Origin of the sequence: Pseudomonas sp. URMO17WK12:I12, assembly GCF_000514395.1 — a bacterium.
GTDB classification, from domain to species: domain Bacteria; phylum Pseudomonadota; class Gammaproteobacteria; order Pseudomonadales; family Pseudomonadaceae; genus Aquipseudomonas; species Aquipseudomonas mucoides.
Window position 1 is genome coordinate 429,323 of the sequence record NZ_AZVV01000003.1, and the last position, 25,223, is coordinate 454,545.

Sequence of the window (25,223 nt, forward strand, 5' to 3'; positions counted from 1 at the left end):
AGGACCGCCAAACATCACGCGGTATCGTGGCGTGACAATATCTGCACAAACTGGCCGGAATGCCATCCCGTGGGTTACCCTTACGTCTTATGTGTGATTTTCCCACAAGGATTGAAGAAATGTCCGAGCCAGTCAAACTGCGTGCTCATAACCAGGCCCATTGCAAGGATTGCAGCCTCGCCCCCCTGTGTTTACCGCTGTCTCTGAACCTGGAGGACATGGACGCGCTGGACGACATCGTCAAGCGTGGCCGTCCGCTGAAAAAAGGAGAGTTCCTGTTTCGCCAGGGCGACACCTTCGATTGCGTCTATGCGGTGCGCTCCGGCGCCCTCAAGACCTTCAGCCTGAGCGACGCCGGTGAAGAACAGCTCACCGGTTTCCACTTGCCGAGTGAACTGGTCGGCCTGTCGGGCATGGACACTGAAAAGCACCCCGTGTCCGCGCAAGCGCTGGAAACCACCTCAGTGTGCGAAATCCCTTTCGATCGCCTCGACGAACTGTCCGTGCAACTGCCGCAACTGCGTCGCCAGTTAATGCGCGTCATGAGTCGCGAGATTCGCGACGATCAACAAATGATGCTGCTGCTGTCGAAAAAAACCGCCGACGAGCGCATTGCCACGTTCCTGGTCAACCTGTCGGCACGTTTCCGCGCCCGCGGTTTCTCGGCCAACCAGTTCCGCCTGAGCATGTCGCGCAACGAAATAGGCAATTACCTGGGGCTGGCGGTCGAAACCGTGTCCCGGGTGTTCACCCGTTTTCAGCAGAGCGAATTGATCGCCGCTGAAGGCAAGGAAATTCGTATCCTCGACCCGATCCAACTCTGCGCGCTGGCCGGCGGCTCTCTCGAAGGCTGATTGTCACCCTTGCGGCTGAGCGAAACGGTTCAGCCGCCGTTATACTGCGACGTTTGCAGCCTGCCAGGACACCTCGACGATGGTCTTCGACTCCTTCGACATCAAATCCCTGATCCGCCCCGTGATCGACTTCCCCAAGCCGGGCGTGATCTTTCGTGACATCACGCCGTTGTTTCAGTCACCCACGGCCCTGCGCCTGGTGATGGACAGCTTTGCCCATCGCTACGTCGAAGCCGATTTCACCCACATCGGGGCGATGGACGCGCGTGGCTTCCTGATCGGTTCGGTGCTGGCGTATCAGTTGAACAAACCGCTGGTGCTGTTCCGCAAGCAAGGCAAACTGCCGGCCGACGTGTTGGCCGAGGGTTACGCGACCGAGTACGGCGAAGCGTTCCTCGAGGTCCACGCCGACAGCCTGTGCGAGGGCGATTCGGTGGTGATGTTCGATGACTTGATTGCCACGGGCGGCACGCTGATTGCGGCGGCGAACCTGATTCGACGCATGGGCGCGCGGGTTCATGAAGCGGCGGCGATTATTGATCTGCCGGAGCTGGGTGGGTCGCAGCGATTGGAAGATATGGGGATTCCTACTTTCTGCCTGACGCAGTTTGCGTTGACTGACAAGTAAGCGGCGTTGTACTGACGCCATCGCGGGCAAGCCCGGCTCCCACAGTGACCTATGTCATATGAGAGCCGGGCTTGCCCGCGATGACGTCAGCCGCTACACCACCAATCAAAGCCCCATCTGTTTACTGATAATCTCGTTCATCACCTCCCGCGTCCCGCCGCCAATCGACAGAATCCGGTTATCCCGGTACAGCCGCTCCACAAGGCTGTCACGCATGTAACCCAAGCCTCCCAGAATCTGCACCGCATCATTGACGATCCGGTCCGCCGTGTCGGTGGCAAAGTTCTTGGCCATCGAAATTTCCTTGATCACACTCTGCCCCGCCGCCATCTTCGCCGCCTGGCGATAGGTAAATTCCCGAGACACTTCCAGCGCGGTCGCCATCTCGGCGAGGCGATGCTTGAGTACCTGGAACTTGCCGATGGGTTTACCGAAAGCTTCGCGCTGACGCGCCCACTTCAGGCTCTCCTCCAGCGCCAGCTGCGCAGTCATGTTGGCCATCAATGCCAACGCCAGCCGCTCACTCTGAAAGTTACCCATGATGCAGGCGAAACCCATGTTTTGCGCGCCAATCAGATTGCCCACCGGCACCCGACAGTCATCGAAGAACAACTCCGCGGTGTCCGACGCCCACCAGCCCATTTTCTTCAACTGACGGCCGACGGTGAAACCGGGTGTGCCCTTCTCGATCAACAACAGGCTGATGCCGCCAAAACCGGGCTCGCCGGTGCGCACTGCGACGGTGTAGTAATCGGCGCGAACGCCGCTGGTGATGAAGGTTTTGCTGCCGCTGACGCGATAGAAGTCGCCGTCACGCACGGCGCGGGTTTGCAGATTGGCGACGTCGGAACCGCCGCTGGGTTCGGTGACCGCCAGGGCGCTGATCTTCTCGCCGGTCAGCACCTGCGGCACCACGCGATCACGCACTTCGGGCCGGGCCCACTTGAGGATCGGTGGCAAGCCGATGTCCAGCGACCCCAAACCGGCCACCAGTCCACCCGAGCCACAGCGCATGAGCTCTTCGCTGGCAGCGACCTTGGCGAACAGATCACCTTCATGGCTGCCGCCCAGCGCTTCGGGATAGCCAATTCCCAGAATCCCGGCAGCACCGGCCTTGAGGTAGAGCTCACGGGGAAAGCTTTCAGCTTCCTCCCACTGATCAATGTCCGGAAGGATCTCCCGCTCGACGAAACGTCTGACGCTGTCACGGACCAATTGGTGGCTGGGATCGAAGTATTCCTGAAAGGCAGGCATCGGCGAACTCCACTGAAGGTTCAGCGACGTTAACCGAGCGCTTGCTTGGTTTTCAACAGGATTGTGTCAATACGAAGAACTGAGGCGCTGCCATCGCGGGCAAGCCCGGCTCCCACAATGCTGTGGTGAACACTGGAGATCCAGTGTGGGAGCCGGGCTTGCCCGCGATGAGGCCCATTCAACCACTACAAGGCTATCGGCTTACGCCCGGCAAACGAATGCGCCAACGTCCCGCCATCCACCAACTCCAGCTCACCCCCCAACGGCACACCGTGAGCAATACGCGAAGCAATCAGCCCCTTATTGCTAAGCAACTGCGCAATGTAATGCGCCGTCGCCTCACCTTCCACCGTCGGGTTGGTCGCAAGAATGACTTCGGTAAAAGTCCCGGCCTCTTCAATCCGCGCCATCAACTGCGGAATACCAATCGCCTCAGGCCCAAGACCGTCAAGCGGCGACAAATGCCCTTTGAGCACGAAGTAGCGACCACGGAAACCGGTCTGCTCCACCGCATAGACATCCATTGGCCCTTCCACCACACACAACAACGTGTCGTCACGGCGGGTATCCGCGCACTGCGGGCACAGGTCGTCCTCGGTCAGCGTGCGGCACAAACGGCAATGGCCCACCCCTTCCATGGCCTGACTCAAGGCCAACGCCAGTCGCGAACCACCGCTGCGATCACGCTCAAGCAGTTGCAGCGCCATGCGCTGGGCGGTTTTCTGACCCACGCCCGGCAAAATTCGCAGGGCATCGATCAGTTGGCGAATCAAAGGGCTGAAGCTCATAGGGAAACGTCCGACAAAACAACGAGACGCGGTTTATACCCGCGCCTCTCTTTAGCGTCAAATACTCAGTCCTGCGCGACCCGCACCACCAGTTTGCCGAAGTTGCGCCCTTCCAGCAGACCAATGAATGCTTCGGGTGCCTGTTCGAGACCATCGACCACGTCTTCGCGGAATTTCACCTTGCCGTCGCGCACCCACGGCGCCATGGCACTGATGAATTCCGGCTGGCGATCGCCGTAGTCGTCGAACACGATGAAGCCCTGGATTCGCACGCGCTTGGTCAAAATCGTCCGTTGCAATTGCGGCAGACGATCCGGGCCGCTCGGGGCTTCGTGGGCGTTGTAGGAAGCGATCAGGCCGCACAGCGGAATACGCGCCTTGGGGTTGAGCAGCGGCAATACCGCGTCGAACACCTTGCCACCGACGTTCTCGTAATAGATGTCGATGCCGTTGGGGCACGCCTTCGCCAGCTCTTGGGCGAAGTCCGGACTCTTGTGGTCGACGCAGGCATCAAAACCTAATTCGTCGACGACATAACGGCATTTTTCCGCGCCACCGGCGACGCCGACCGTGCGTAAACCCTTGATCTTCGCTACCTGACCGACCACCGACCCCACGGCACCGGATGCCGCCGCGACCACCAGGGTTTCGCCGGACTTCGGCTGGCCAATGTCCATCAGCCCCATATAGGCCGTCATGCCCGGCATCCCCAGCACGCCCAAGGCCATCGACGGGCTCGGCAACCCGGACGGCACCGGGATGATGTTGCGACCGTCGCTGATGCTATGGCTCTGCCAGCCGGTGGAGCCGACGACCACATCACCTTCCTGGAATTTTGGATTCAACGAGCGTTCGACCCGGCTGACAGCGCCACCGGTCATGACCTCGCCGATTTCGACCGGGGCGGCATAGGACGGCGCGTCACTCATGCGACCGCGCATGTACGGGTCCAGCGACAGGTAAAGGGTCTTGAGCAGGACCTGACCGTCAGCGAGCTCCGGCAACGCTTCCCTTTCCAAGCGAAAATTCTCCGGCGTCGGCGCGCCAACCGGGCGGGACGCCAGGACGATACGTTGGTTGAGGGTCAATGCTTGTGGCATGTGAGCGTCTCCTTTGATCGAGAATCGAGTGGTATAGGGGAGCAGACCTTTGTGGCGGTTTCAGGTTCGATGTTTCGTCAGGTGTACCGAGGTGACTTCATCGCGGGCAAGCCACGCTCCCACAGGATTGAGGTGATCCCTGTGGGAGCTAGGCTTGCCCGCGATGGCGATCGCACAGACGCTACACCCATCAGGCAGAAACAAAAATGCCAGGCGCGATGCCTGGCATTTTTTTGTAGCTCATCCGATGCGCTTTAGCGAATCAGAATGGCAGCTTCATGCCCGGCGGCAATTGCATGCCTGCGGTCATGCCGGACATTTTATCCTGGCTGTTCGCTTCGATCTTGCGCACGGCATCGTTGACGGCGGCGGCGACGACGGCTTCCAGCATCTCTTTGTCGTCTTCGCTCAAGCCTTCAACCAGGCTTGGGTCGATGGTCACGCTCTTGACGTCGTGACGACCGGTCATCACCACGGTGACCATATCGCCGCCCGCTTTACCGATGACTTCGGCGTTGGCCAACTCTTCCTGCATCTTGGCCATTTTTTCCTGCATCTGCTGTGCCTGCTTCATCAGGCCGGCCATGCCACCTTTCATCATGGGAATCACCTCAAAAGTACTTGGATTAAACAGCGTCCGGCCCTGTTGACCGAACGCCTTCAGTTATTAGCCCTGACTGACCAGAGCGTCGACAGGTTCAATAGTATCGTTACGGATCACCGCACCGAACTGTTGCATCATTTGCTGGATGAACGGATCGCCGTGGATCGACTCCTCGGCCTCGCGCTGACGGTTGGCTCGGCGCCGGGACGCCGCCTGGGCCGGAGTTTCCTGCTCAGGCTTGATCAGCTCCATGCTCAGGGTCAGCGTGCGCCCGTGAAACTGGTTCAGCGCATCGTTGAGACGACGTTGCTGGGTCGCATTGAACAAGGCGCTGTGGGCCGGGTCCAGGTGCATCAGCCAGTGATCGCCCTCGACGGAAATCAGCGTGCAGTTGGCGGCAATGCTGCCCGTCATGCCGGAGATCGGCAGTTTCGGGAACATTTCCAGCCATTGCAGCGCCAGACCGGTGGCCGGCATCGCAGCGGGTTCCGGCTCCGGTTCCGGCGCGGGTTCGGCGGTGTGTTCGCTGGCCAGTTCATCAAGGTAACTGTAGGCCGAATCCATGTCCGGCTCGATGTAATCCTCGTCCAGCGGCGGTTCGTCGTCCTGGTCGATGCCAGGGGTAGCGGCATCGACGTCGGCAACGGACGGTTCCGGGATCGGCGCAGCGGCCCACTCCGGCGCATCCGGCACCACGCTGTCCGGCGTTGGCAACGGCATTGGCGGCAACTCGGGCTGCTCGCTGGCGGTTTCCAGTACCGGCTCGACGGCGGGTTGCTGCATGACGTCGGGAACGACCGGGTCGTTCCACGGCAAGTCGACGACGGCCTCGACCGCTACGGGCTCAACCACCGGTTCCGGTACGACAACGGGCGCAACCGGTTCAGGTTCCGGCGCGGGAACTGGAACGGCAACAACGGGAGCAGGTGCAACTGCCGCAGCGACTACCGGCGCAACAACCGGCGCGGCAGCCACTGAATTTGCGGAATCAACTGTGGCCTGGCTGATCCCCACTGGCTTTAGCGGTTGCCTCGGGGCGTCCGCGGTGTCTGCGGGGCGGAAGGCGAGCATCCGCAGCAGGACCATTTCAAAGCCACCACGCGGGTCCGGCGCCAGCGGCAAATCACGCCGGCCGATCAGGCCCATCTGGTAATAAAACTGCACGTCTTCGGCTGGCAACGCCTGGGCCAGCGCCAGTACCCGGTCACGGTCGCCGTGACCGTTGTCGACGCCTTCAGGCAAGGCCTGGGCGATGGCGACGCGGTGCAGTACGTTGAGAATTTCCGAAAGCACGCCGTTCCAGTCCGGGCCTTGTTCGGCCAGATGACGAACGCCTTCGAGCAACGCCTTGGCGTCACCTTCGATCAACGCATGCAAAACGTCGTAGACCTGGCCGTGATCCAGCGTACCGAGCATCGCCCGCACGTCGGCGGCCATGACCTTGCCTTCACCGAAGGCGATGGCCTGGTCAGTGAGGCTCATGGCATCGCGCATCGAGCCATCGGCGGCACGGCCCAACAGCCACAATGCGTCGTCTTCGAACGGTACATTCTCGACACCCAGCACGTGGGTCAAATGCTCGACTACGCGTTCCGGCGTCATGTTCTTCAGGGAGAACTGCAGGCACCGCGACAGAATGGTTGCAGGAAGTTTCTGCGGATCGGTCGTCGCCAGGATGAACTTGACGTAGGGCGGCGGCTCTTCGAGGGTTTTCAGCAGCGCATTGAAGGAATGGCTGGAGAGCATGTGCACTTCGTCGATCAGGTAGACCTTGAAGCGCCCGCGGCTCGGGGCGTACTGCACGTTGTCGAGCAGTTCGCGGGTGTCTTCGACCTTGGTCCGGCTCGCGGCGTCGATCTCGATCAGGTCGACAAAGCGCCCTTCATCGATTTCGCGGCACACCGAGCACTCGCCGCACGGCGTCGAAGTGATACCTGTTTCACAGTTCAGGCATTTGGCGATGATCCGCGCAATGGTGGTCTTGCCCACCCCGCGCGTACCGGTAAACAGGTAGGCATGGTGCAGCCGCTGGCTGTCCAAGGCATTGATCAGAGCCTTGAGCACATGGGTCTGGCCGACCATTTCGCGGAACGAGCGCGGACGCCATTTACGTGCAAGAACCTGATAACTCATCGAAAACCGTCGCAACGAAGGAACAGAAGCGGCTAATGCTAGCGGAGCAAGGCCAAAATTGCATCCGGTGTGCTCGTCTAATCTGGCTAAGCTGCACTTTGGGGGCTTTAATCGGCTCGGGTTTCAGCTGTACCGGAGCGTTTATGCGTTGTGCCTTGGGGGCATTGCTGTGGATAAGTGTGAGCGCCGCCGCTGCCGAAGCGCCGTTGCGATTTGTCGTGCCCGACAGTTGGGCGATGCCGATGGTGCAACTGGATCATGGCCGCCTGACCCAGGGCATCCTGTATGACGTGATGCTCAGCCTGGCCACTCAGGTGGGAGTGCCGGCGGAATTTCACGTACTGCCCCGGGCGCGAGTGCAAAACGCCATGGAACACGGCGAGGTCGATGTGCGCTGCTATGCCGCGCAGTCATGGCTACCGAATCAGTCAGGCGACTACATCTGGAGCATCCCGCTGTGGTTTCAGCGTGACGTGCTGGTCAGTCAGCAAGCCCCGCCCGCCCTGGTGTTGCCTGCGAACCTCTCACGCCAGCCCATCGGCACAGTGCTCGGCTATTACTACCCGACGCTGCAACCGCTGTTCGATGCCGATCGCCTGCGCCGCGAAGACGCGCGCAATCAGGAACAAGTGCTGGAAAAACTCAATGCCGGGCGTCATCGCTATGCCGTGAGCAATCAATGGACACTGGACTGGTTCAATCAGCGCCTGCTGCCCGACCGACAATTGAAAGCGGTGGCCGTGTTGCAGGAACAGAATGTCGGTTGCTATGTGCGCAATGACCCCAAGGTGCCGGTGCAGCGCATTCTGCGCACGTTGTTGCGGATGAAAATGTCCGGGGAGATTGATGACATTATCCGGTTGTACATCGGCACCCCCGCAAACTTTTAGCAGCCTGTGGCTACAGGGACATGGTCACTGCCTGCCATTGCGGCGGCACTACAAACCCCGCCACCCAGCCTGGCACCGCTTCGGGCGGCATTGGCCGAGCGATGAAATAGCCTTGGGCGACCTCGCAACCCAGTCTCAGCAACAACTCACCGTGCTCGATGCTTTCCAGCCCTTCGGCAATCACCTGCCGGCCAAATGCCCGGGCCAGACCGATCACAGCGGTGGTCAGCGCCAGGTCATCGCGATCCTCCAGCATGTCGCGCACGAACGTCTTATCAATCTTGATGGTTTGCGTGCGCAGACGCTTGAGATAGCTCAGTGACGAATAACCGGTGCCAAAGTCGCCGAGCGAAAACTGCACCCCCAGCGCCTGACAAGCCTGCAAACAGACGCTGACGTGGTGGATATTCTCGATGGCCACCGACTCGACGATTTCCAGGTCAAGCATCTGCGCAGGCACCTCGGCGTGCCGAGCGAGCACCTGCTTGAGCCGCTCAACAAAATCCGCACGCTGAAAATGCCGTGCCGCGATGTTCAGGCTGATCGGCCAGCACTGCCCCGCCTGCTGCCAGCGGTGCAACTGCGCCAGGACCTGATCCATCACCCACTCGCCGATGTCGATGATCAGGTCCGTCTCCTCCACCGCGGGCAAGAAATCCCTGGCCCGTATCAGGCCGTTTTGCGGGTGCGCCCAGCGCAACAGCGCCTCGAAACCGACGACCTTACCCAGGCGCATGTTGACCTTGGGCTGGAAATGCAGACGCAACTCACCGACTGCCAACGCCTGACGCACGCGCTGGACGGTCTGGTGCGTCGCCTTGACCTCTTGATCCCGAGTCACGTCGAACAGGTGAAAACGGTTGCGTCCGCGCTGCTTGGCCACGTACATGGCTTGGTCGGCGTGACGCAACAGGGTTTCAGCATCTTCATTGTCGAGGGGAAACAGCGTGACCCCGATGCTGGCGAACACATGGACGTCCTTGCCATGCAGCACGTACGGCGCCGAAATCGCACCCAGCACCCGGTTCAGCGCCGCACGCAGTTCGGGCAGATCCCGCACATGACGCAACACCAGCACGAACTCGTCGCCTGCCAGACGCGCCACCACATCTTCGCCCCGCACGATGCCACGCAAACGCCTGGCCACTTCCACCAGCAACACATCACCACTGGCATGGCCGTAGCCGTCGTTGACCGCTTTAAACCCGTCGAGGTCGAGCATGCACACCGCCAGCGGGGTGTCTTCCAGCCGTGAGAACTCCAGCGCCTGATCCAGCAAATCCGAGAGGTACGCGCGATTAGGCAATCCGGTCAGCACGTCATGCCCGACCCGCCATTGCAAGGTATGCAGCAACTCGCGTTTTTCACTGATGTCGAACCGGATCGACAGGTATCGATCGACCCGCCCGGTGTCATCATCGAGGACCGGCACCATGGTGCTGTCGACCCAGTACAGGCTGCCGTCCTTGGCGCGATTGCAGATCTCGCCTTTCCACACACTGCCCAGCGCAATGGTGCGCCACATCACAGAAAAGAATTCGCAGGAATGCACGCCGGAATTGAGCAGACGGTGATTCTGGCCGATCAGCTCTTCACGGCTATAACCGGACACGGCGCAGAATTGGTCATTGACGTAGGTGATCCGGCCGTTCAGGTCGGTCTCGGAAAAAATCGCGGCGGCATCCACAGCCCTGCGGTACTTCTCATCCATGAATCAGGCTCGCTGTCGCTAGCGGAAGAATGGCGTGTCATCCCGGACGCGCATTTTTGATGGCCCTGCAAGACTGCAGATCAATCTGACTTGAACACCTCGCGCCAGTCTGACGAGGGCGCGCAATGCTCGCAGCTTGACCAAGGCTTGTCCAAGCCTTCGTGCAGCAATGAATATCGGTGCATAAGTGAAATGTTCGTTCTGAAAACCGCAAACGTCGAAAAACCGCCCTGGAGATGATCCATGGCAGAACGACAAAAAATATTTTCAGATAGAAAACGCGAAAGAGGATTCGCGGTGCGTTATGGAGGCAACCCCACCAGCCACACCCCGGCACACAATGTTCCCGCTGTGGCTGCTTCCTTCCGGATCTGACCAGGTCGCATGCAAGCATGCTCGGGTATCGTTGTGAAGCTTCTATATCAAGGGTTGTAGCATTATAGGGTTGCTCCTACCGTCTGTGTTCAAGGTGATCACAGTCAGCAAAAAACTCGGGGTGCAGTCAGCATTGTTCCACTTTGCTGTTCCACTCTGGTGTTCCACTATGACCTATATTGTTCGCCGCCAATCGGGCTATTACCTAAACCTTCGATTGCCCAAGCACCTGTTCCCGAACCGTCACACGTTGCGCGTGTGCTTGAACATTCGCGAACGTCAGAGCGCCTTGTTCCTCGCTGCCTCCCTTGCTCAGCAGATACATGGACACCTTGCCGAGCATCCTCTAGCAGACATCCTGACGCTGCGTAGACTCTGTACTGAATGGCGAGATAAATGCCCTGCTCCACCATTAATGCATCGCTCACACCAGCTCGTAGCCAAGTCTACGCAATCAGTCGCTAAGGGGCCGGCTCTGTCTACGCTGTCGAAGCTCTATATAGATGAGGGCAAACGTGGTGGTACGTGGCGAGAAGTCAGCACGCACGAAGTCGAACGCTCGTTACGAGATTTGTTCGAACTGATGGGCGACATGCCCGCCGAAGCTTTCGACGTGCACCAAGCCCGACTGCTGAAGGATCGTCTGAGCCGGTGTCCTCAATACTTTGCACTGTTGCCTCAGTTCAAGAACAAGACGTTGATGCAAGTGATTGAGTCCGGTGGTACGTACAAAACTATCACCGCCGTGACCGTGAACAACCGTCTACGCAAGCTCTCGGCATTCATGAATTGGTGCAAGTCGAATGGTTACGTTGCCGAGAATCCATTAATAGGACTCAAAGTGAAAACGGGATCAGCGAAGGAAGCCCGGTTGTCATTTGAACCCGAAGACCTGAGCACCCTTCTCAATCTAGATTCGCTCAAGGTAGAAGCCCGCAAGCACCCATGGCGGTACTGGTTACCTCTACTTGGCAGGTTCACAGGCGCACGGCTTGAAGAACTCTGCCAGTTACACGTCACCGACTTCATCACGTTGCAAGGAATCGATTGCATACGGATCGACGATGATCACGAATCCCAAAAGCTGAAGAACAGTAGCAGTCGTCGGACCCTACCAATCCACCCCGCGTTGATTCAATTGGGACTGCTCGATTATGTAGATAGTCAGCGTTCTCAAAACTCGGATCGTTTGTTCCCAGAACTGGAACCCGTTCGTGGAAAACTTGGTCACGCACCGTCGAAGTGGTTCAGTCGGTATCGGATAAAAATGGGTATTAACGATCCAAAGAAAACATTCCATAGTTTTCGTCACACAATGATTGATGACCTGCGTGACGCTGGCGTACAAGACTCGTTGATCAAGCGTATAGCTGGGCACGAAGACTCTGCCATAACCTTCGGCGTGTACGGTAGTCGCATCCCGATTAAAGCAATGGCGGAAGCACTAGGACATCTTTCCGTACCTAACTTATAAACTTTAACTTTGAAAAATAAAGTTGAAGAAACTGTCAATTAAGTTCGGACACATATTGACAAATGAGAATGATTCGTGATACCATGGCTCTTATGTGGAGTTGATAGCAACGCGCCCTTCTTCCAGTGTATAGCCATTCACTGCGGTGTTCTTACGAAGCTTTTGCCTTCATTCTCGAGCTTCGTAAGTTTGTTGTTATCCTTCACTCCATCCTCTAATAGAACAAAGCTCGTAACCTTCACCAGTTGCGGGCTTTGTTTTTATCTGCTGTAGACACATTCAACACTTCCCAATCATATATCAATCAGAGGTTATCCTATGAAGCTTTGCCGTGCGTGTAACACCCAGCTAATCAACAAACGTAGTCACTGTACAACCTGTTCTAGCAAATGCCGCAACGTTGCGTGGAGACAGTCACGCATTACCATGCTGCCAGTGACATTCATGTTGAACATCGCTAACTTTGCTTTGGTAAAGAATGCTGCTGAGGCTACTGGTGTAACAGTCGCTCAATTCGCACATGATCGTCTATTTCAAACTATGGAGTGTGAGCAGTGATTATCAGATTGAACCAAGAGGCTCAACAACAACTTGAAGCTCTCATGCTAAGGACAGGGTACACCAGTCACAATCATTGCATAAACGTGATGATCAGCAGTGTCACCAACAACCTTCGCAGGTCTGCCGAGAAGAAAGGCAAGAACAAAGTAGCAGCAACAAACATCTAACAACTAATCAATCCAAATACTTCTAACCACAAGTCAAAGGATCAACCTATCGCACAAGGGAAAACCAATGAGCAACTATATATGTATTCACAAGCCTTCGCAATTGATACAGAAGATCATCACGTGCTCAACACTACCAGCACCAGACAACGACCATAGTTTTCACGAAGTCTCAATCATTGTATTGAACAGCTACTATGCACTTTACAAAAAGGCTCTTGCAAAAGATGTGCAAGTCTCAGTCGGCGAACTTATGAACAGTTCCCCAAGCTTCATGAATCAAATTAGTAAAGGTAAGCAGGGTAAGGTGCAACTTGTCACCACCCGCATTCGTAAAGAATGTGTAGCAGTACCACCATCACCAGATGAACGCCAGTCAACCATTCGTGATTGGATCACCAGCAATCCAAACGCTGGTGTATATGATCTATCTGACAAGTTTCTCACTGGTACAGCGGTAGCCAAAGCCTACTTAAATAAACACCGCTAGAAGCTCTTGCAGTGCGTTATGCGCCTTAATATCTGCCGGTCTAGGCTACCCCCTAGGCTGCCACTTTTACGCCTCTGGAAGCCTTGTATATCAAAGATTGAAAGTGCCTGATTTGGCATATGTCAGCCTAGACTCAATACAACAAAACCAAAAAGGATAAACAATGAAAATTGAAACAACGATCGATCTTGACCGTCACCTAGCTGTAAAGCAGATGGTTCACTTCATTCATCTGAAACAATCTGCAATTGCAGTTGGTGACAAAGTTGAAGTTCGAAGAGCAACTGACGTGATTGATAAGCTGACCAGTGAACATGGTATGTCATGCTTACATGAAGCACATGGTGATCACCGTGAGTAATCTGGATTACTTCAGTCGTGGACTCATAAAAGCATTTGAACGGCAACGTGCAATGCAACAACAAACAAAAGTAGAGAAGGTTGGTAACATTTCAACCACTGCAATCATCACCACCCAAATAGATCATGATGAGCAATATAGAACAACTACTATTCAGAATATGCTGAATTATATTAACCAGAGAAAGGAAGAAACAAACCATGACTAAAATTACTGTGAACGGTGTTCCGCCAAAATGGAGTGATGCTGAGTTCGAAACCCGTGTTGATGGATGGGTTAAAGTTTACAAAGGTACAACACAATGTATGGAGTTCGTCCGTGCAGCACTTCCTCATGACTTCCTTGAATTGGTAGCTTCAAAAGTATCAGAGGGTTACACAGTATCTCGTAATCATAGTGTTGTGATTGCACAACTCGATCACCAGTGTTGGATGGTAAAACCACTAACACATCAGCAGAAAGATATTGATGACATTCGAGTGAGAATCAAATCTGAGTATGTTGAATTCCTGCAAGTTGAACACGTTCGTTATCAAGACTTGGTGCGTCAACAACTTATCCAGGCAGCAGCAGCTAAAGAACAAAAGAGGATCGATGACGCTTACAAGAAACGAATGTCAGAAGTTGAAAAGGAAGTGCTAAATACATTTTCTCCACTGGTTATTCCCTGAGTAACAGGTGGCCGACGGCGACTACACCAGCGGCGGCGACACCATCCTGTGAACCTCCATAGCGCGTTTTGAGACCATTCCTCATGCAGCCGATCCAACGATGGCCCCGGCAGATTACCCAATCTGTACGGGGCTTTTGGGTTGCTGAGATTTGCCACTGATGGCGAAAATCAAAAATAGTTTTAGAGAATTCCGTCTTGTCAAGCTTTTTCTTGACGAGTGGTGCTTTTTCCTGTATAAACCCGTCCTCAATCAGGCATGCTCAACCTCGATGTGATCATTAGTCGATCCCGGCTTAATGCATCATGTGGAATTTTTACGCGTGCGATTCACCCACACCAACTGGCAATACCCGAGGTAACGCCTATCGAAATGAACAGGAGAACCACTATGAGCAATACGCTACTACCCGCAACAACTCTTATCCACGTCGATGGACTGGTGATCGATCGTGACACTGGCGAAATCTACGACTATGACGACAAGTCTTCTGCATACGCTGGACGAATTGACTACCAACACGAGCTTAACGCCTGCCGTAGTGTTGATGACCTGAGCGCGCTCCTGAAGCTTGTTGACCGCCGCAAGCTGCCACCACATACGCTGCATTGCCTTACCGACGCCCAGGATCACGCCCATGGTGAATGGCGACGAACAGGGACGGATTGTCGTATCACGATTCCCATGATGCGCATTTTGACGAAGCTTCATGAGCTGGTTCTGTACCGTAACGTGATCATCATGACTCAAGTTGACTTGGCGAAATCGCTTGGAACGGTAGAGTCAAACCTGATGAAAAAACTGAAGCCCCTGATTGATAGCAATATGGTGCGCGTCTCCACATCTCGCACAGGCTCAGGCGATATCCGCAGTGGTGAGATCAAGCTGACGATCAACCCTCGACTGATTTTTCGGGGAGGCGATTTCAGGCAGGAGCAGTACATAAAGCATTGGTATTACCCCGCTGGCTACCTGCATACGGGCGCTCTTCGCCCTTTCAGTGTGGACGAATGTCTCGCCATAGCCGCGTAGCTTCACGTAACTTTTTTAAAAAAAATACGCAAGAAATGCCCTGTAAGCCTTTAAATTCAAGGGGGTCGAGAAAGTCCTATTATATATAGAGAGTGAAGCGAAGCGAACCGACGCTTCTTTCTTCTTTGGAGATTGTCCAAAGGATAGGTGTGTTAGAGATGTTCTTTTTAAGGGGAATTCCCCTTAAGTATTCTCTTAGAGAGAGCAAAGAGAAGAGAGGGACAAGCTCCCTCAAAACAAAGAACATGGTCTTAGAGAATAACTACTCTGTCGTATACGACAGTGAATACATATTCTGTTTCACAGAAGACAGGTCAAAAACTGGTGGACTTCGTTATCCCACCTATTGAAGAGCACTTCACTTCGTTCAGCTTGCTGATCATATCTTTGTATGTAGAGTTACAAACCTCTAGAAGTTATTACTGATTGTCAATCAGAATATGTCAACACTGGTTATGTATCAGGGATGGTATCAGGCTGCAATCATTCGCATTCAGTTCCATCTGGAAGACCAATATGGTCGCAAACACTGATTTTATATGGACTCAGTGAGCTATTGGTTTAAACACTGTTGCAGCTTTATCTGCAATATCGTTTGGGTTGAATGCAATCCGATGGAAATCAGAAGAATAATCCAGATTCAGCCGACACTGGTTGATTATCCATCACGAACCTTTGCAGAAACGCCCTAGCAATGTCGTCACAGGTTGTTGAACGTGGTTACACCTTCTTAGGGTGAAACCCTCGATACACCCAGCGAAGTATTAAGCCAGCTCCGTATACCGCTATACAGCAGCCCAACCAAATCGCAAATAACAGCGCAACCTGCTCGGTCTGTTTCCACGGTAAGTTCGCCAACTCATTTTTGTAGTCATCCTCAGCGTGTCGAATGGCAGACTTTACCTCGTCCACAGTGCGAAGGTGGTCTGTTCGTGCTGAATAAAGTATTCCCGGAACGGCATCATTGTTGGGATGTTGTAAATCTTTGATCTTGGCCTGATAGCTCACCATCAATTGATCGTGGTAGTCCTGAACATCATCTGCCCTACTGATCCTGTCCACGCCGAACGCGATGGCAGCGACTGCCAGAATCCCGCTACCCAGCACCCACAACCGTTGCCAACCATTCATCCTGTTTCCCTTGTCCGTGTAGTTGAAACCTTATCCATGATGGCACACGGTTGACCTGGAGCGCACAAACCGCTGTGTCATTAGGGGTATGGATCAAGCACTACAGAAAACCCGTACCAAAAGTATTCAAAAGAACCTCTAAAAGATGGCCAAAACATTTATTGACACACCCTTCGTGACACACCACTATGTGACATATCCTAAATGACACGCAGGGACTTCAACATGTTTATCCGTGCCTACCTTCGAGCATCGACTTCAGAGCAAGATGCCAGCCGAGCCAAAGCAGCCCTTGTATCGTTTGCCGCTGACAATGGTCATAAGATCGCAGCCTTCTACACTGAGAACGAATCAGGAACACGGCTAGACCGCCCTGAATTGTTCCGTCTACTGGAAGACTCCCATGAAGGTGACGTGCTGCTGATAGAAGGTGTGGATCGTCTGTCTCGGTTATCACAACCAGACTGGGACTTGTTGAAAGCCCGGATCGCAGCCAAGAAAGTGACAGTGGTATCCCTCAACTTATCCACCAGTCACGCAGTATTGAAACCAACAGAAGGTATGGACGACTTCACGAAGGGGATGATTTCGGCGGTCAATGGCATGTTGCTCGACATGCTAGCCGTGGTTGCACGTAAGGACTATATAGACCGTCGTCGCCGTCAGGCTGAGGGTATTGAGAAGGCTAAGCAGGAAGGCACGTACAAAGGTCGTCAGGTGGATACAGAACTGCGCAACCGCATCGCCACACTGCTCAAGGATGGTAAGAGCATTCGCACAGTCGCTGGCCTGTTGGAATGCAGCACAACCACAGTCCAAAAGGTTAAGGCTGTCCTTAATCCAGACCTCTAACCACAACCTCGTGCAGCACGCGCAGAATAACGATAACCGCCAAGCGCGTACGTGACACTCATATTAAGTTCAAACAGTCTGTACGCAATCCTATGCAGCCTCAGACCATCCTCCTATGGATTTGTACAATGTTTGGGCACTCAGCTGCCCTGATTATCCTGCCGGCTGGAAACGTCAGACCAATCTCCAACAACATCACCGGATTTCAGTACCCTGAACGTACTGATTCGACCTGAAATCGACTTTCTGAAATACAAGGGGTTGGGTACTCTGGCGTAAAGTGGTTGGCAATAAACGCTTGTGCTGACACCCTAACCTTGCAACAACAAACATTGATCAGAGGGGTAGTCGGATGAGCGACGACAGCGACAATTGGGACGAATGGGGCTATGTCCCCGCACAGCGTGATGAGCCAATGTCAGAGGAAGATGAAGACGACTGACCCAGCCGTATGAAAGAAGCCCGACCTGTGCGGGCTTTTTTTTGTGCGTACCGTCGCGTAAAACCCATCAGACCATTATCTATAACAGATTCCCACCCCATGCCACACACCAGGCCAAGGGCAACCTTCTTTTTTATCGTGGTCGTGGTACGCATACGAAATACTATTCGATACGGGTGAGTCTCAAACTGCCATCCGAAGGTAACAATATTCGATAAACCTGCTTAGCCCCACCTTGGATTGTGGTTTCTTGAGAGGCAGCGACATTGGGACATAACCCGACTCCAGTCTCAAGCCTAAAAAAATGTTGCCCCGAAGATACATGGGTTGCAATTTTTTCACCTTGTCGAATAGTAAAGACCTTAACGTTGTCTATGTATACATCATGATTACATCCAGACCCGAAAACCCCAGAGTCCCTTAGAAAGATGACAGTGGCATCAGACGAGGAGACTGCGCCTCCAGCATATGATGGCTGATATATCCTCTCCGAAGGCACGGGAGATGCTGATTGCTCAGTCACAGGGTCGGTTGAGCATGCGGTAATAGAGAGAGCCATACCCAAACTAAGAATTACACTGCGTACACTCATAAGCGTCTCCCTTTTTAACCAAATACAAATCAAACACCATGACATTTTAATCACATCATATAACAGTACGACTAATAGCTAACCCCACTGGAGCAACCTATTGAGCCAAACAAGGACCATTAGGGGAATCCAACCCATAAGCGCAACAATAACGGTCGTTGTTATTTTCCGCACAAAGGTTCGATTGGAATATTTGAGGGACTCTTCCAAATACCTTTCATAATCCTTAACTCCCTCACCCTTTGCAATATGGAAGCACAGACAACTTAAAACAAAAAAGGCTGCCAATGAATTAACGAAGGAACCTATCAACGCAGCACCTATTAATGTGAAATGCGACAAACCTCGGAGCTCACCGAAAAAAACAAACACGAAAAAACCAAGAACAAATGTTCTTCTTAATGTTTTATGGGTATCAGATGGGTTACGCCATACCAAATCAAAGAATTCGTGTAACAACCCACCATAGAACTCTTTCGTCTCCTCGCCACTCATACGATTGCGACCATCATCATCACCATAAAATAATCGGCGAAAAACTGCTAACAAGAAACGTCGTATCATATTTAAGAATTTCATGAGTCACCATATTACTTTCGCGACACGTGTGCTGAAATCACTTCAGGCTAGAATAAATTTCACCCGCAAGCAAGGTGAGGTCGATCTTTTACAATATAGAAGATAGGCAGAAAATCGATCAGGTGTTGCAACAAGCATCAACCTACAAATCCGCTGCGATCATAAACAGCGGAGACCGCCACCCAGACTCCTACGACCAGATGTGAACGCTGGTGCCATCAATGCTGCTATTTCTCGCTGTACCGTTTACCGCTCAACCTGGTGATGGCAAAATGATCATCACTCTAACCACGCAGGACGCAAAGACAATGAAAGATATTGTGATCACCGTTGTGAATTTCTTCGCTTGGGTAGGAATCATAGTGGCAACGGTTGTGGGATATTTCGCAATGAAAGGCACCTATGAGTACATCGGCGCCCTTATCGGCTTCGCTGTTGGCTGCCTAGGCTCTGGAGTGTGGTTTGTTTTGTCGGCCATTCACCAGAATATCCAGACCATCCGAGACATTGCAGTCAAGCAATCGAAGTCGTAATTGCTCCTGAAGAACGGAAGCAATATAACCCCCATTCATGGAAATTTTAAATATGCTGCTAGTATGGTCGATTGTTGCAGTTACATGCTCCACTATTGACACCGACAACAAATGCTTTGCCACCCCGATTGCCAGTGCTCCGTCCTTCACCGCTCAGGCAGCCTGTCAGAAGCATGCAAACGAAACTTCCGCCCCACCTATCGGGGATGCTATTGGGTATTACAAGAAGACTGGTAAACAACAATCCATAACATTTTACACTTGCCGCCCGGTGTTTAAGACAGATATTCAGTGATACGTGTTAGAGCTCTGAATGGTAAACAGGCGGGTGGTAGAGTCAATTCAACCTAAAATAATCCCGCAAAAGCGGGATTGATACTAAGGCTACTCTCAGCTCTTTGGCATCACCGTTAGCCAGTAGACGATTACACCGCCTAATATAGTGATTGTGAGTGTAGAGAGCCAAGAAAACATTGATGAGCCCCAGCGAGTAATCCAGTTGTCTTTGTCATCAGTCAGTCGAATCGTGGCATTAGGGATGAATGTTACGTGCACCCAGTCAACAAATTTAATCAAGACTAGGACGAGTGCCCCGATCCCCACTCTCGTCCAAAACGACGGAACATCAACAATAACAACAATCATAACGAAAAGTGCGAGCTGCGAAAGATTAAAACCGAATTTTTTGAAGTTGGTAGCAAGGCTTTTTTCGTTCATCGTTAACTCGCTGCGTAACGTGTGAGCTTTGCCTTCCACCCAAATCTCACGCACACCTTGAACGACTAGTCGGTTGACGCCGTGATCAATCAGCTCAACCATTACGACTTTGTTGACACCGAATTCGTCTGGCTCTTGTATAAACAACTTCAGATAAGTAAGTTTTTTTAGTGCATCCATTTGCGCGACAAAATCTTTGCTATATCGTGCAACTTCAGCTCCGCCACTTCTGTAGGTTACAATCAGCTTTGCTTCTGGGTTGAAGTCTCTTCTTACAGTATCCAGGAGAGACAGCACATCATTTTTCGCAAGTCTTAATGCTCCAAGTGTATAGGCTTGCGTGTATATTTGCTCAATTTCAAGGTCTGTCTTTATTGTATTAACAACTCCCGTGCCGTGTGGGTGGACTGTGAATGGTCCGCCTGCCCCGTTCGTTGTTGACCATTCACCTTTTATGCTGCCCTCGGGCGTTAAGGCTGCTTTAACACTTAGCTTGCCGAATTCAACACCTTCTGTTTCTGTGATGGCATCACCAGTTAATACGATCTCATCGCCATATGTTCCACTTACCTGAAACACCACGACTCCGTATTGATCATCAGCGAATCTGATGGTCCCCTCTAGCTCTTCTCCATCTTTTTCGAACGTTATTGCAAGATTACCTGTGTTTGTTCCAAATGCTCTTCCTGCCCAAAGCTTCCCCAGACTAACCATGACATTCGCCCCATGAATTTCGAATCAGCTGATACCTCATTGATAGAGTGTAGCTGGATAGTGGCGGAACGCTATTCGTAGCGGTTCGTTGATACGTGCTAACATTTGTCGTCTGAGAAAAAATACTAAATGCGAGGGTGGGATAGTGGGTGATACCGATACTCCAGATTTCAATAAGGCAAGGGGCTTCTTGATAGGCTTCTCTGTGGTGGTATTTCTGCTTTGGTATTTCGGAGCCGACCTGTCTTCATTTAAATTGATGGGTAATGAAATAAAGCTTCAGAGCATCACAAAAAGCGCATGGATGGTACTTGCAGTTATCAACGTGTATTTTTTGTTTCGCTACTATCAAAGATTGCCGAGGAATGGCCTCGTGTTCGATGAGGTCATGAACAGTATGTATGATGCTTATTTGAAAAAATTTAGCTTACTGTTTTATAAGCGCAGATTGAAAAAACTTGCGCAAGAGCATTTATCTATAAATTACCCACAGAATTCAATATCTAATTTCTATTATGATGCGCACGTCACTTGTTATGCTACTTTGCAGGAGCATAAGAAAAACGACCCTGATACATGGTCGGGACTTCACTCGTTTAGGCGAAAAGATCGTACAGAGCTGCGGTTAGTTGTTAACTATACAACTGTCGATCCCGCAAGTAACAATCCCAGCCTTGCTGGCGGGAGTGCGGAAACGCTCTCTCCGAATATTCTGATAGCTATGTTTGCGAAATTGTTAACTTTGATTCGTGGAGCGTTTGTAGCTCCGTGGCTTTCGGATAATGTGTTCCCATTAGTGATTGGGGCTGCTGCCACGTTTGTTGCTGTGTTTAAGTGGTGTCAGGTGAATTTCATGTGGACGTAATGTAAACCACTATCACTCGCTCACACCTTTAGCGTTTTCACAGTGCAGGATGACAGTCCTTGGGTGTGAGCAATCTTACTTGCAGGGGTAAGCATCCTTGAGTGCGAGCCACACCAAGCCTGCCCTGCCTTCATTCAGGAGTTTTGGATTATCTTTTAAATATTTAACCACAATACGCGCTATCTGACCATTGGTCGCATTGTCAGGCAAACAAAATCTATCATTTTTCTTAAGGTCTTCACTGAAGAAGAATACGGTGCTGGTAACGCCCTGTATAAAGCCACCACACACGGCGGCGTCAATTTGATTATACTTCTGGCTATCCGCCGCATTAATATATTGCTGACACTGCGAGAGCAACATGTTTCCATCGAATTTTGCGTCTGCTGCCATAACAGCTCCACTTCCCAACACTCCAACCAGAGCAACTATCATCAACCTTGTTTTCATTCTATAGTCTCTCCAGAGTATCACTTACAGGGGAAGGCATCTTTGATTGCAAGCCAGACCAGCCCTGTCCTCCCACCGTTCAATAGCCTCGGATTATCCTCAAGAAACCTGACTACAATTCGGGCCATCTGACCATTAGTCACATTTTCAGGTATGCAGAGTCTAGTACCACTTTTTATCTCATCATTGAGGAAGTCGAATGTATTTTGCACGCCTTGCAGGTATCCGATACACATCCCTGCATCAGCTCGATTATAGTTACTCTCTGGATCTGCCGATTTTATATATTGCTGGCACTGCCCTAGCAGCAAATTTCCATCATTCGTTGATCCTGCTGCCATAGCCGTCCCACACCCCAGCACCCCAAACAGTGCAACCGCCATCAACTGTGCTTTCATAAGGATTTCCCGATTACGTTAGTAGCAGTTAGTGCTCATCGCCTGACCGGATGGTAAGTATTAAGCGGCAGGCAGCCGAGTACACCAAAGCTTCTTGTCCTCTGCGTTTCTACCCGGCTTCCAATAAACGTCACCACTCAACTCATTGGGAACCTTGTAGACAATCTTCGTTGTGAGCTTGATGAAGGGATTTAGTGATCGCAATCGGATGCCGTATCCTTCACTCATTACCGACTCTGTGGTGTCAAACTTATAATCCTTGCCATCTTTCGTGATAAACAGACTTCCCTCAAATGGAAGTCGGCCCTCATTGTCAGTGTTCTTAAAAGTGGCGTTTACTGTGAGATAACGTGCGTCAGCATCCGGTTGTACAGTGGTAAATCGATTGCCAGTATCAATGGACTTACTGAGAGTGCAATCATTTACAGTCACGTCGAAATAACCAACTTGCCCCTGCATGCCAGCTTGCTTCTCCTCAAGCCCCTTCAGGTAAGTTGTGACATACATACTATAGGCATTGGTAGAGGTGTCTGCCATGGCACCTATACGACAGATAAGGACGTCATATGCGTCCTTTGTGAGCTTCTGTTCCGTAAGAGCTGAACCTAATACGGCGTTAGCCTCATGGAAGTCATGGCCCATCAGTCCCCCCATAGACTGTTTGCGGGATAGCTCCTTAAGCCTCATCAAATCAGCGTTGAACTCCTTACCCTTCCGTTGGGCGTAGAAGTCTCCCAGAACGGTGTCAGCACCGACAGCAAATCCGAGAGACTCGGCAGTCATCGCCGTCTTCTGGATGGAGAAAAGGAACTCATTTTCTTGGGTAGAAAGGCCACTCCCATCAGCTAGAACTTTGTCACAGTCTGGTAGCACCCTCTTGTTGGCGCCTTTCTTTGTTGCGGCGAAGGATAAACCGGGCGCTGCAAGACAGATCATCAGAGTGATCGCGAAGCGATTGGTGCGCATTTCAAATCCCTTTGGGCGGTCTTAAGTGATGGGCGAAGCGTATCCAGATGGCACGTTGCCAACAACAGGTTTCACTCGAATTGACCCTAAGACATCCAGAGGGGTGAGCTGCATGCTGGAGTCAAAATGGCAGCGACAAACCTTAGTCCCGATGCTGAGCCATGAATACTCAACAACGACAAAGCAACCTAAACGGCTTTGGTGGCGAGAGAAAAATGATCAAGGTAAGATCGCCAGCACAGTGCACCACTTAGGTGTACTTAAACGCTGTCACACTTCGAGATTTTTGACTGAGAAAGCCTTGAGAATTCAAGGACTTACGTTATGGAGGCAACCCCACCAGCCACACCCCGGCACACAATGTTCCCGCTGTGGCTGCTTCCTTCCGGATCTGACCAGGTTCACGGGTAATCGTTGCGGGGGGACCGATGGGGTCACCATAACGACGCTCACCTGACGGCGAGCCGCGCCATTGTACCTATCTGAGACGAAGTTACAACCGTTGGGGCGGATTAAAAAACATGAACGGCTTCAAGGACATGCAATCCCTGTGAAAGACCTTCCTCTGTAGCCGCTGCACGTCAGCGGCTACAGGATGGTCAGAGGTCCTGCAGCACCTCATCCGCCCTGCCGCCCTCTTGCTGGATCACCAGATGGATGAAGTGCAGCTTGGCGATCACCGGCGGCGGCAGGACGAACGGGTAGAAATCCGGCTGGCCCATGCTGCGCGACAACTCATTGAGCATGCCCGCCAACTCGATCCACGCATTGACGAACGACAGAAACGCCGCGCCGCCGGGATGCTGCGGGTCGTAGAGCGCGCTCGACGGGAATGGCTGGTAATCGAAATCCATTTCCCGCGCGCTCATGCCGAATCCCAGCGCGGTGTCCACAGCATCCATCATGTGCAGGTAATGCGCCCAGGTTTCCGCCCAGTCCTCCCACGGGTGCATGGTCGCGTAGGCGCTGACGCATTGTTGTTGCCAGTCGAGTGGCGCGCCTTGCTGGTAATGCCGCTCCAGCGCCTCGGCGTAGCTGGCGCGCTCATCACCGAACAACCCACGAAAAGGCTCCAGCCAATGGCTACTGGCGATCAACCGGTCCCAGTAATAATGCCCGACCTCATGCCGAAAATGCCCGAGCAACGAGCGATAGGGCTCGTGCATTTGCACCCGGACCTGCTCGCGGTGGGCGTCATCGGCTTCTTTGATGTCGAGGGTGATCAAGCCGTTGGCGTGACCGGTGGTCGGTGATTTGCCTTCGAGGTCGACACCGATAAAATCAAACGCCAGGCCGGTTTCTTCGTCGACGGTTTTGGGTATCACCTGCAAACCGAGGCTGACCAACTGCGCGACCAGTCGTCGCTTGGCCGTTTCGACCTTGCGCCAGCGTTCGTGGTTTTCGGGAATCGACAGGTCGGGAATGGTGTGATTCAGGCTACAGGCGATGCAAAGCGCATCGTGGTCATTGGCCGGGAGCAGCCAGTTGCACGCCGCCGGGGAATCGAGATTGGCGCAGCGGCGGAACACGCCGGCTTGCGGGTCGGCATCGAGCAGCCAGGTGTCGGCCTGCTCACCTGGCTGCAGCGAAGACAAGCGACTCTGCTCAGGCTGATAGCCCAGCGCCGCCGAACAGGCCAGGCACTGGCTGTTGCGAAAGAACAGCGACTGCCCGCAGCGACATTGCCAGACCTTGCTGTTGCGCGAGTTGACGCCCATGAAAGGCGCGGCGATGCGCGCGCTGAGCTGTTCGAAGAAGCGGTACATGGCGATCTCTCCCTGAGGCTTGCCAAGACTAGATCATCGCCACGCAGCGATCGTTCCCACGCTCTGCGTGGGAACGTATCCAGGGACGCGGAGCGTCCGGGGCGGCAGACCCACGCAGAGCGTGG

Annotated in this window: 25 protein-coding genes and 1 other RNA gene; 12 read left to right on the forward strand and 14 right to left on the reverse strand. The window is 53.0% G+C overall.

Annotation, left to right across the window (positions count from 1 at the left end; all coding sequences use genetic code 11):
- The first annotated feature begins 119 nt into the window (after window positions 1-119).
- Together fnr and D882_RS0102225 are read left to right on the forward strand one after the other, a co-directional pair.
- Entirely contained in the window at window positions 120-854 is a 735-nt protein-coding gene (gene fnr / locus D882_RS0102220; protein WP_027921718.1) for a fumarate/nitrate reduction transcriptional regulator Fnr, read from the forward strand.
- Between the two features lie 79 nt (window positions 855-933).
- Window positions 934-1,482, forward strand: coding sequence for an adenine phosphoribosyltransferase (locus tag D882_RS0102225; RefSeq protein ID WP_027921719.1), 549 nt, complete (start codon window positions 934-936; stop codon window positions 1,480-1,482).
- A gap of 105 nt (window positions 1,483-1,587) precedes the next feature.
- On the opposite strand, the gene D882_RS0102230 is transcribed toward D882_RS0102225, so the two are convergent.
- From D882_RS0102230 to dnaX, 5 genes are all read right to left on the reverse strand, one after another.
- Window positions 1,588-2,736 (reverse strand): acyl-CoA dehydrogenase family protein, encoded by a 1,149-nt coding sequence (locus D882_RS0102230; protein ID WP_027921720.1) that lies wholly within the window; start codon window positions 2,734-2,736, stop codon window positions 1,588-1,590.
- Window positions 2,737-2,921: 185 nt separating this feature from the next.
- On the reverse strand, window positions 2,922-3,524 hold the full coding sequence (gene recR, locus D882_RS0102235) for a recombination mediator RecR (protein ID WP_027921721.1): 603 nt from the start codon (window positions 3,522-3,524) through the stop codon (window positions 2,922-2,924).
- Between the two features lie 65 nt (window positions 3,525-3,589).
- Window positions 3,590-4,624 carry an NADP-dependent oxidoreductase gene (locus D882_RS0102240; RefSeq protein WP_027921722.1) on the reverse strand — a complete coding sequence of 345 codons (1,035 nt, stop codon included), beginning with the start codon at window positions 4,622-4,624 and terminating at the stop codon, window positions 3,590-3,592.
- A gap of 262 nt (window positions 4,625-4,886) precedes the next feature.
- Window positions 4,887-5,225, reverse strand: coding sequence for a YbaB/EbfC family nucleoid-associated protein (locus D882_RS0102245; RefSeq protein ID WP_027921723.1), 339 nt, complete (start codon window positions 5,223-5,225; stop codon window positions 4,887-4,889).
- Between the two features lie 66 nt (window positions 5,226-5,291).
- A complete protein-coding gene (gene dnaX / locus D882_RS0102250; protein ID WP_027921724.1) occupies window positions 5,292-7,361 on the reverse strand; it encodes a DNA polymerase III subunit gamma/tau in 2,070 nt (689 codons plus the stop codon).
- A gap of 143 nt (window positions 7,362-7,504) precedes the next feature.
- Between dnaX and D882_RS0102255 the strand changes: the two genes are divergently transcribed.
- Window positions 7,505-8,251 carry an ABC transporter substrate-binding protein gene (locus tag D882_RS0102255; protein ID WP_027921725.1) on the forward strand — a complete coding sequence of 249 codons (747 nt, stop codon included), beginning with the start codon at window positions 7,505-7,507 and terminating at the stop codon, window positions 8,249-8,251.
- 10 nt (window positions 8,252-8,261) lie between these two features.
- Here the strand turns inward: D882_RS0102255 and D882_RS0102260 are convergent, their stop codons facing one another.
- Window positions 8,262-9,962: a bifunctional diguanylate cyclase/phosphodiesterase gene (locus D882_RS0102260; protein ID WP_027921726.1), complete on the reverse strand. Its 1,701-nt coding sequence runs from the start codon at window positions 9,960-9,962 to the stop codon at window positions 8,262-8,264.
- A gap of 544 nt (window positions 9,963-10,506) precedes the next feature.
- Here D882_RS0102260 and D882_RS0102265 point away from each other — a divergent pair.
- From D882_RS0102265 to D882_RS0102290, 6 genes are all read left to right on the forward strand, one after another.
- Window positions 10,507-11,811 (forward strand): site-specific integrase, encoded by a 1,305-nt coding sequence (locus D882_RS0102265; protein WP_027921727.1) that lies wholly within the window; start codon window positions 10,507-10,509, stop codon window positions 11,809-11,811.
- Window positions 11,812-12,606: 795 nt separating this feature from the next.
- Window positions 12,607-13,029: a hypothetical protein gene (locus D882_RS1000000132580; protein WP_155953692.1), complete on the forward strand. Its 423-nt coding sequence runs from the start codon at window positions 12,607-12,609 to the stop codon at window positions 13,027-13,029.
- A 163-nt stretch (window positions 13,030-13,192) separates the two neighbouring features.
- Complete coding sequence (locus D882_RS1000000132585) at window positions 13,193-13,390, forward strand: hypothetical protein (RefSeq protein ID WP_155953693.1); 198 nt, start codon at window positions 13,193-13,195, stop codon at window positions 13,388-13,390.
- Window positions 13,383-13,598, forward strand: coding sequence for a hypothetical protein (locus tag D882_RS0102280; RefSeq protein ID WP_155953694.1), 216 nt, complete (start codon window positions 13,383-13,385; stop codon window positions 13,596-13,598). The genes D882_RS1000000132585 and D882_RS0102280 overlap by 8 nt, the downstream gene beginning before the upstream one ends.
- Entirely contained in the window at window positions 13,591-14,061 is a 471-nt protein-coding gene (locus D882_RS0102285) for a hypothetical protein (RefSeq protein WP_027921729.1), read from the forward strand. The genes D882_RS0102280 and D882_RS0102285 overlap by 8 nt, the downstream gene beginning before the upstream one ends.
- A gap of 390 nt (window positions 14,062-14,451) precedes the next feature.
- On the forward strand, window positions 14,452-15,093 hold the full coding sequence (locus tag D882_RS0102290) for a hypothetical protein (RefSeq protein WP_027921730.1): 642 nt from the start codon (window positions 14,452-14,454) through the stop codon (window positions 15,091-15,093).
- 720 nt (window positions 15,094-15,813) lie between these two features.
- Here D882_RS0102290 and D882_RS0102295 read toward each other — a convergent pair.
- Window positions 15,814-16,224: a hypothetical protein gene (locus tag D882_RS0102295; RefSeq protein WP_027921731.1), complete on the reverse strand. Its 411-nt coding sequence runs from the start codon at window positions 16,222-16,224 to the stop codon at window positions 15,814-15,816.
- A 225-nt stretch (window positions 16,225-16,449) separates the two neighbouring features.
- On the opposite strand from D882_RS0102295, the gene D882_RS0102300 reads away from it, so the two are divergent.
- Complete coding sequence (locus tag D882_RS0102300; RefSeq protein WP_027921732.1) at window positions 16,450-17,076, forward strand: recombinase family protein; 627 nt, start codon at window positions 16,450-16,452, stop codon at window positions 17,074-17,076.
- A gap of 1,112 nt (window positions 17,077-18,188) precedes the next feature.
- Here the strand turns inward: D882_RS0102300 and D882_RS0102305 are convergent.
- Window positions 18,189-18,689, reverse strand: coding sequence for a hypothetical protein (locus D882_RS0102305; RefSeq protein ID WP_155953695.1), 501 nt, complete (start codon window positions 18,687-18,689; stop codon window positions 18,189-18,191).
- Between the two features lie 221 nt (window positions 18,690-18,910).
- Here D882_RS0102305 and D882_RS0102310 point away from each other — a divergent pair, with 221 nt between their 5' ends.
- Complete coding sequence (locus tag D882_RS0102310; RefSeq protein ID WP_027921734.1) at window positions 18,911-19,222, forward strand: hypothetical protein; 312 nt, start codon at window positions 18,911-18,913, stop codon at window positions 19,220-19,222.
- Between the two features lie 390 nt (window positions 19,223-19,612).
- On the opposite strand, the gene D882_RS0102315 is transcribed toward D882_RS0102310, so the two are convergent.
- Window positions 19,613-20,653, reverse strand: coding sequence for a hypothetical protein (locus D882_RS0102315; RefSeq protein WP_027921735.1), 1,041 nt, complete (start codon window positions 20,651-20,653; stop codon window positions 19,613-19,615).
- A gap of 145 nt (window positions 20,654-20,798) precedes the next feature.
- Here D882_RS0102315 and D882_RS0102320 point away from each other — a divergent pair, with 145 nt between their 5' ends.
- Window positions 20,799-21,518 carry a hypothetical protein gene (locus tag D882_RS0102320; RefSeq protein ID WP_027921736.1) on the forward strand — a complete coding sequence of 240 codons (720 nt, stop codon included), beginning with the start codon at window positions 20,799-20,801 and terminating at the stop codon, window positions 21,516-21,518.
- 75 nt (window positions 21,519-21,593) lie between these two features.
- Here D882_RS0102320 and D882_RS0102325 read toward each other — a convergent pair whose 3' ends face one another.
- The 5 genes from D882_RS0102325 to D882_RS0102340 all read right to left on the reverse strand — a co-directional run bounded on the left by D882_RS0102325 (window position 21,594) and on the right by D882_RS0102340 (window position 25,098).
- Complete coding sequence (locus D882_RS0102325; RefSeq protein ID WP_027921737.1) at window positions 21,594-21,968, reverse strand: Rap1a/Tai family immunity protein; 375 nt, start codon at window positions 21,966-21,968, stop codon at window positions 21,594-21,596.
- Window positions 21,969-21,988: 20 nt separating this feature from the next.
- Window positions 21,989-22,366 carry a Rap1a/Tai family immunity protein gene (locus tag D882_RS0102330; protein ID WP_027921738.1) on the reverse strand — a complete coding sequence of 126 codons (378 nt, stop codon included), beginning with the start codon at window positions 22,364-22,366 and terminating at the stop codon, window positions 21,989-21,991.
- A gap of 60 nt (window positions 22,367-22,426) precedes the next feature.
- A complete protein-coding gene (locus tag D882_RS0102335) occupies window positions 22,427-23,332 on the reverse strand; it encodes a DUF4352 domain-containing protein (protein WP_027921739.1) in 906 nt (301 codons plus the stop codon).
- Window positions 23,333-23,666: 334 nt separating this feature from the next.
- An RNA gene (ffs, locus tag D882_RS1000000131770) (signal recognition particle sRNA small type) lies at window positions 23,667-23,763 on the reverse strand.
- Window positions 23,764-23,931: 168 nt separating this feature from the next.
- Entirely contained in the window at window positions 23,932-25,098 is a 1,167-nt protein-coding gene (locus D882_RS0102340; protein WP_027921740.1) for a putative zinc-binding metallopeptidase, read from the reverse strand.
- Window positions 25,099-25,223: the final 125 nt, after the last annotated feature.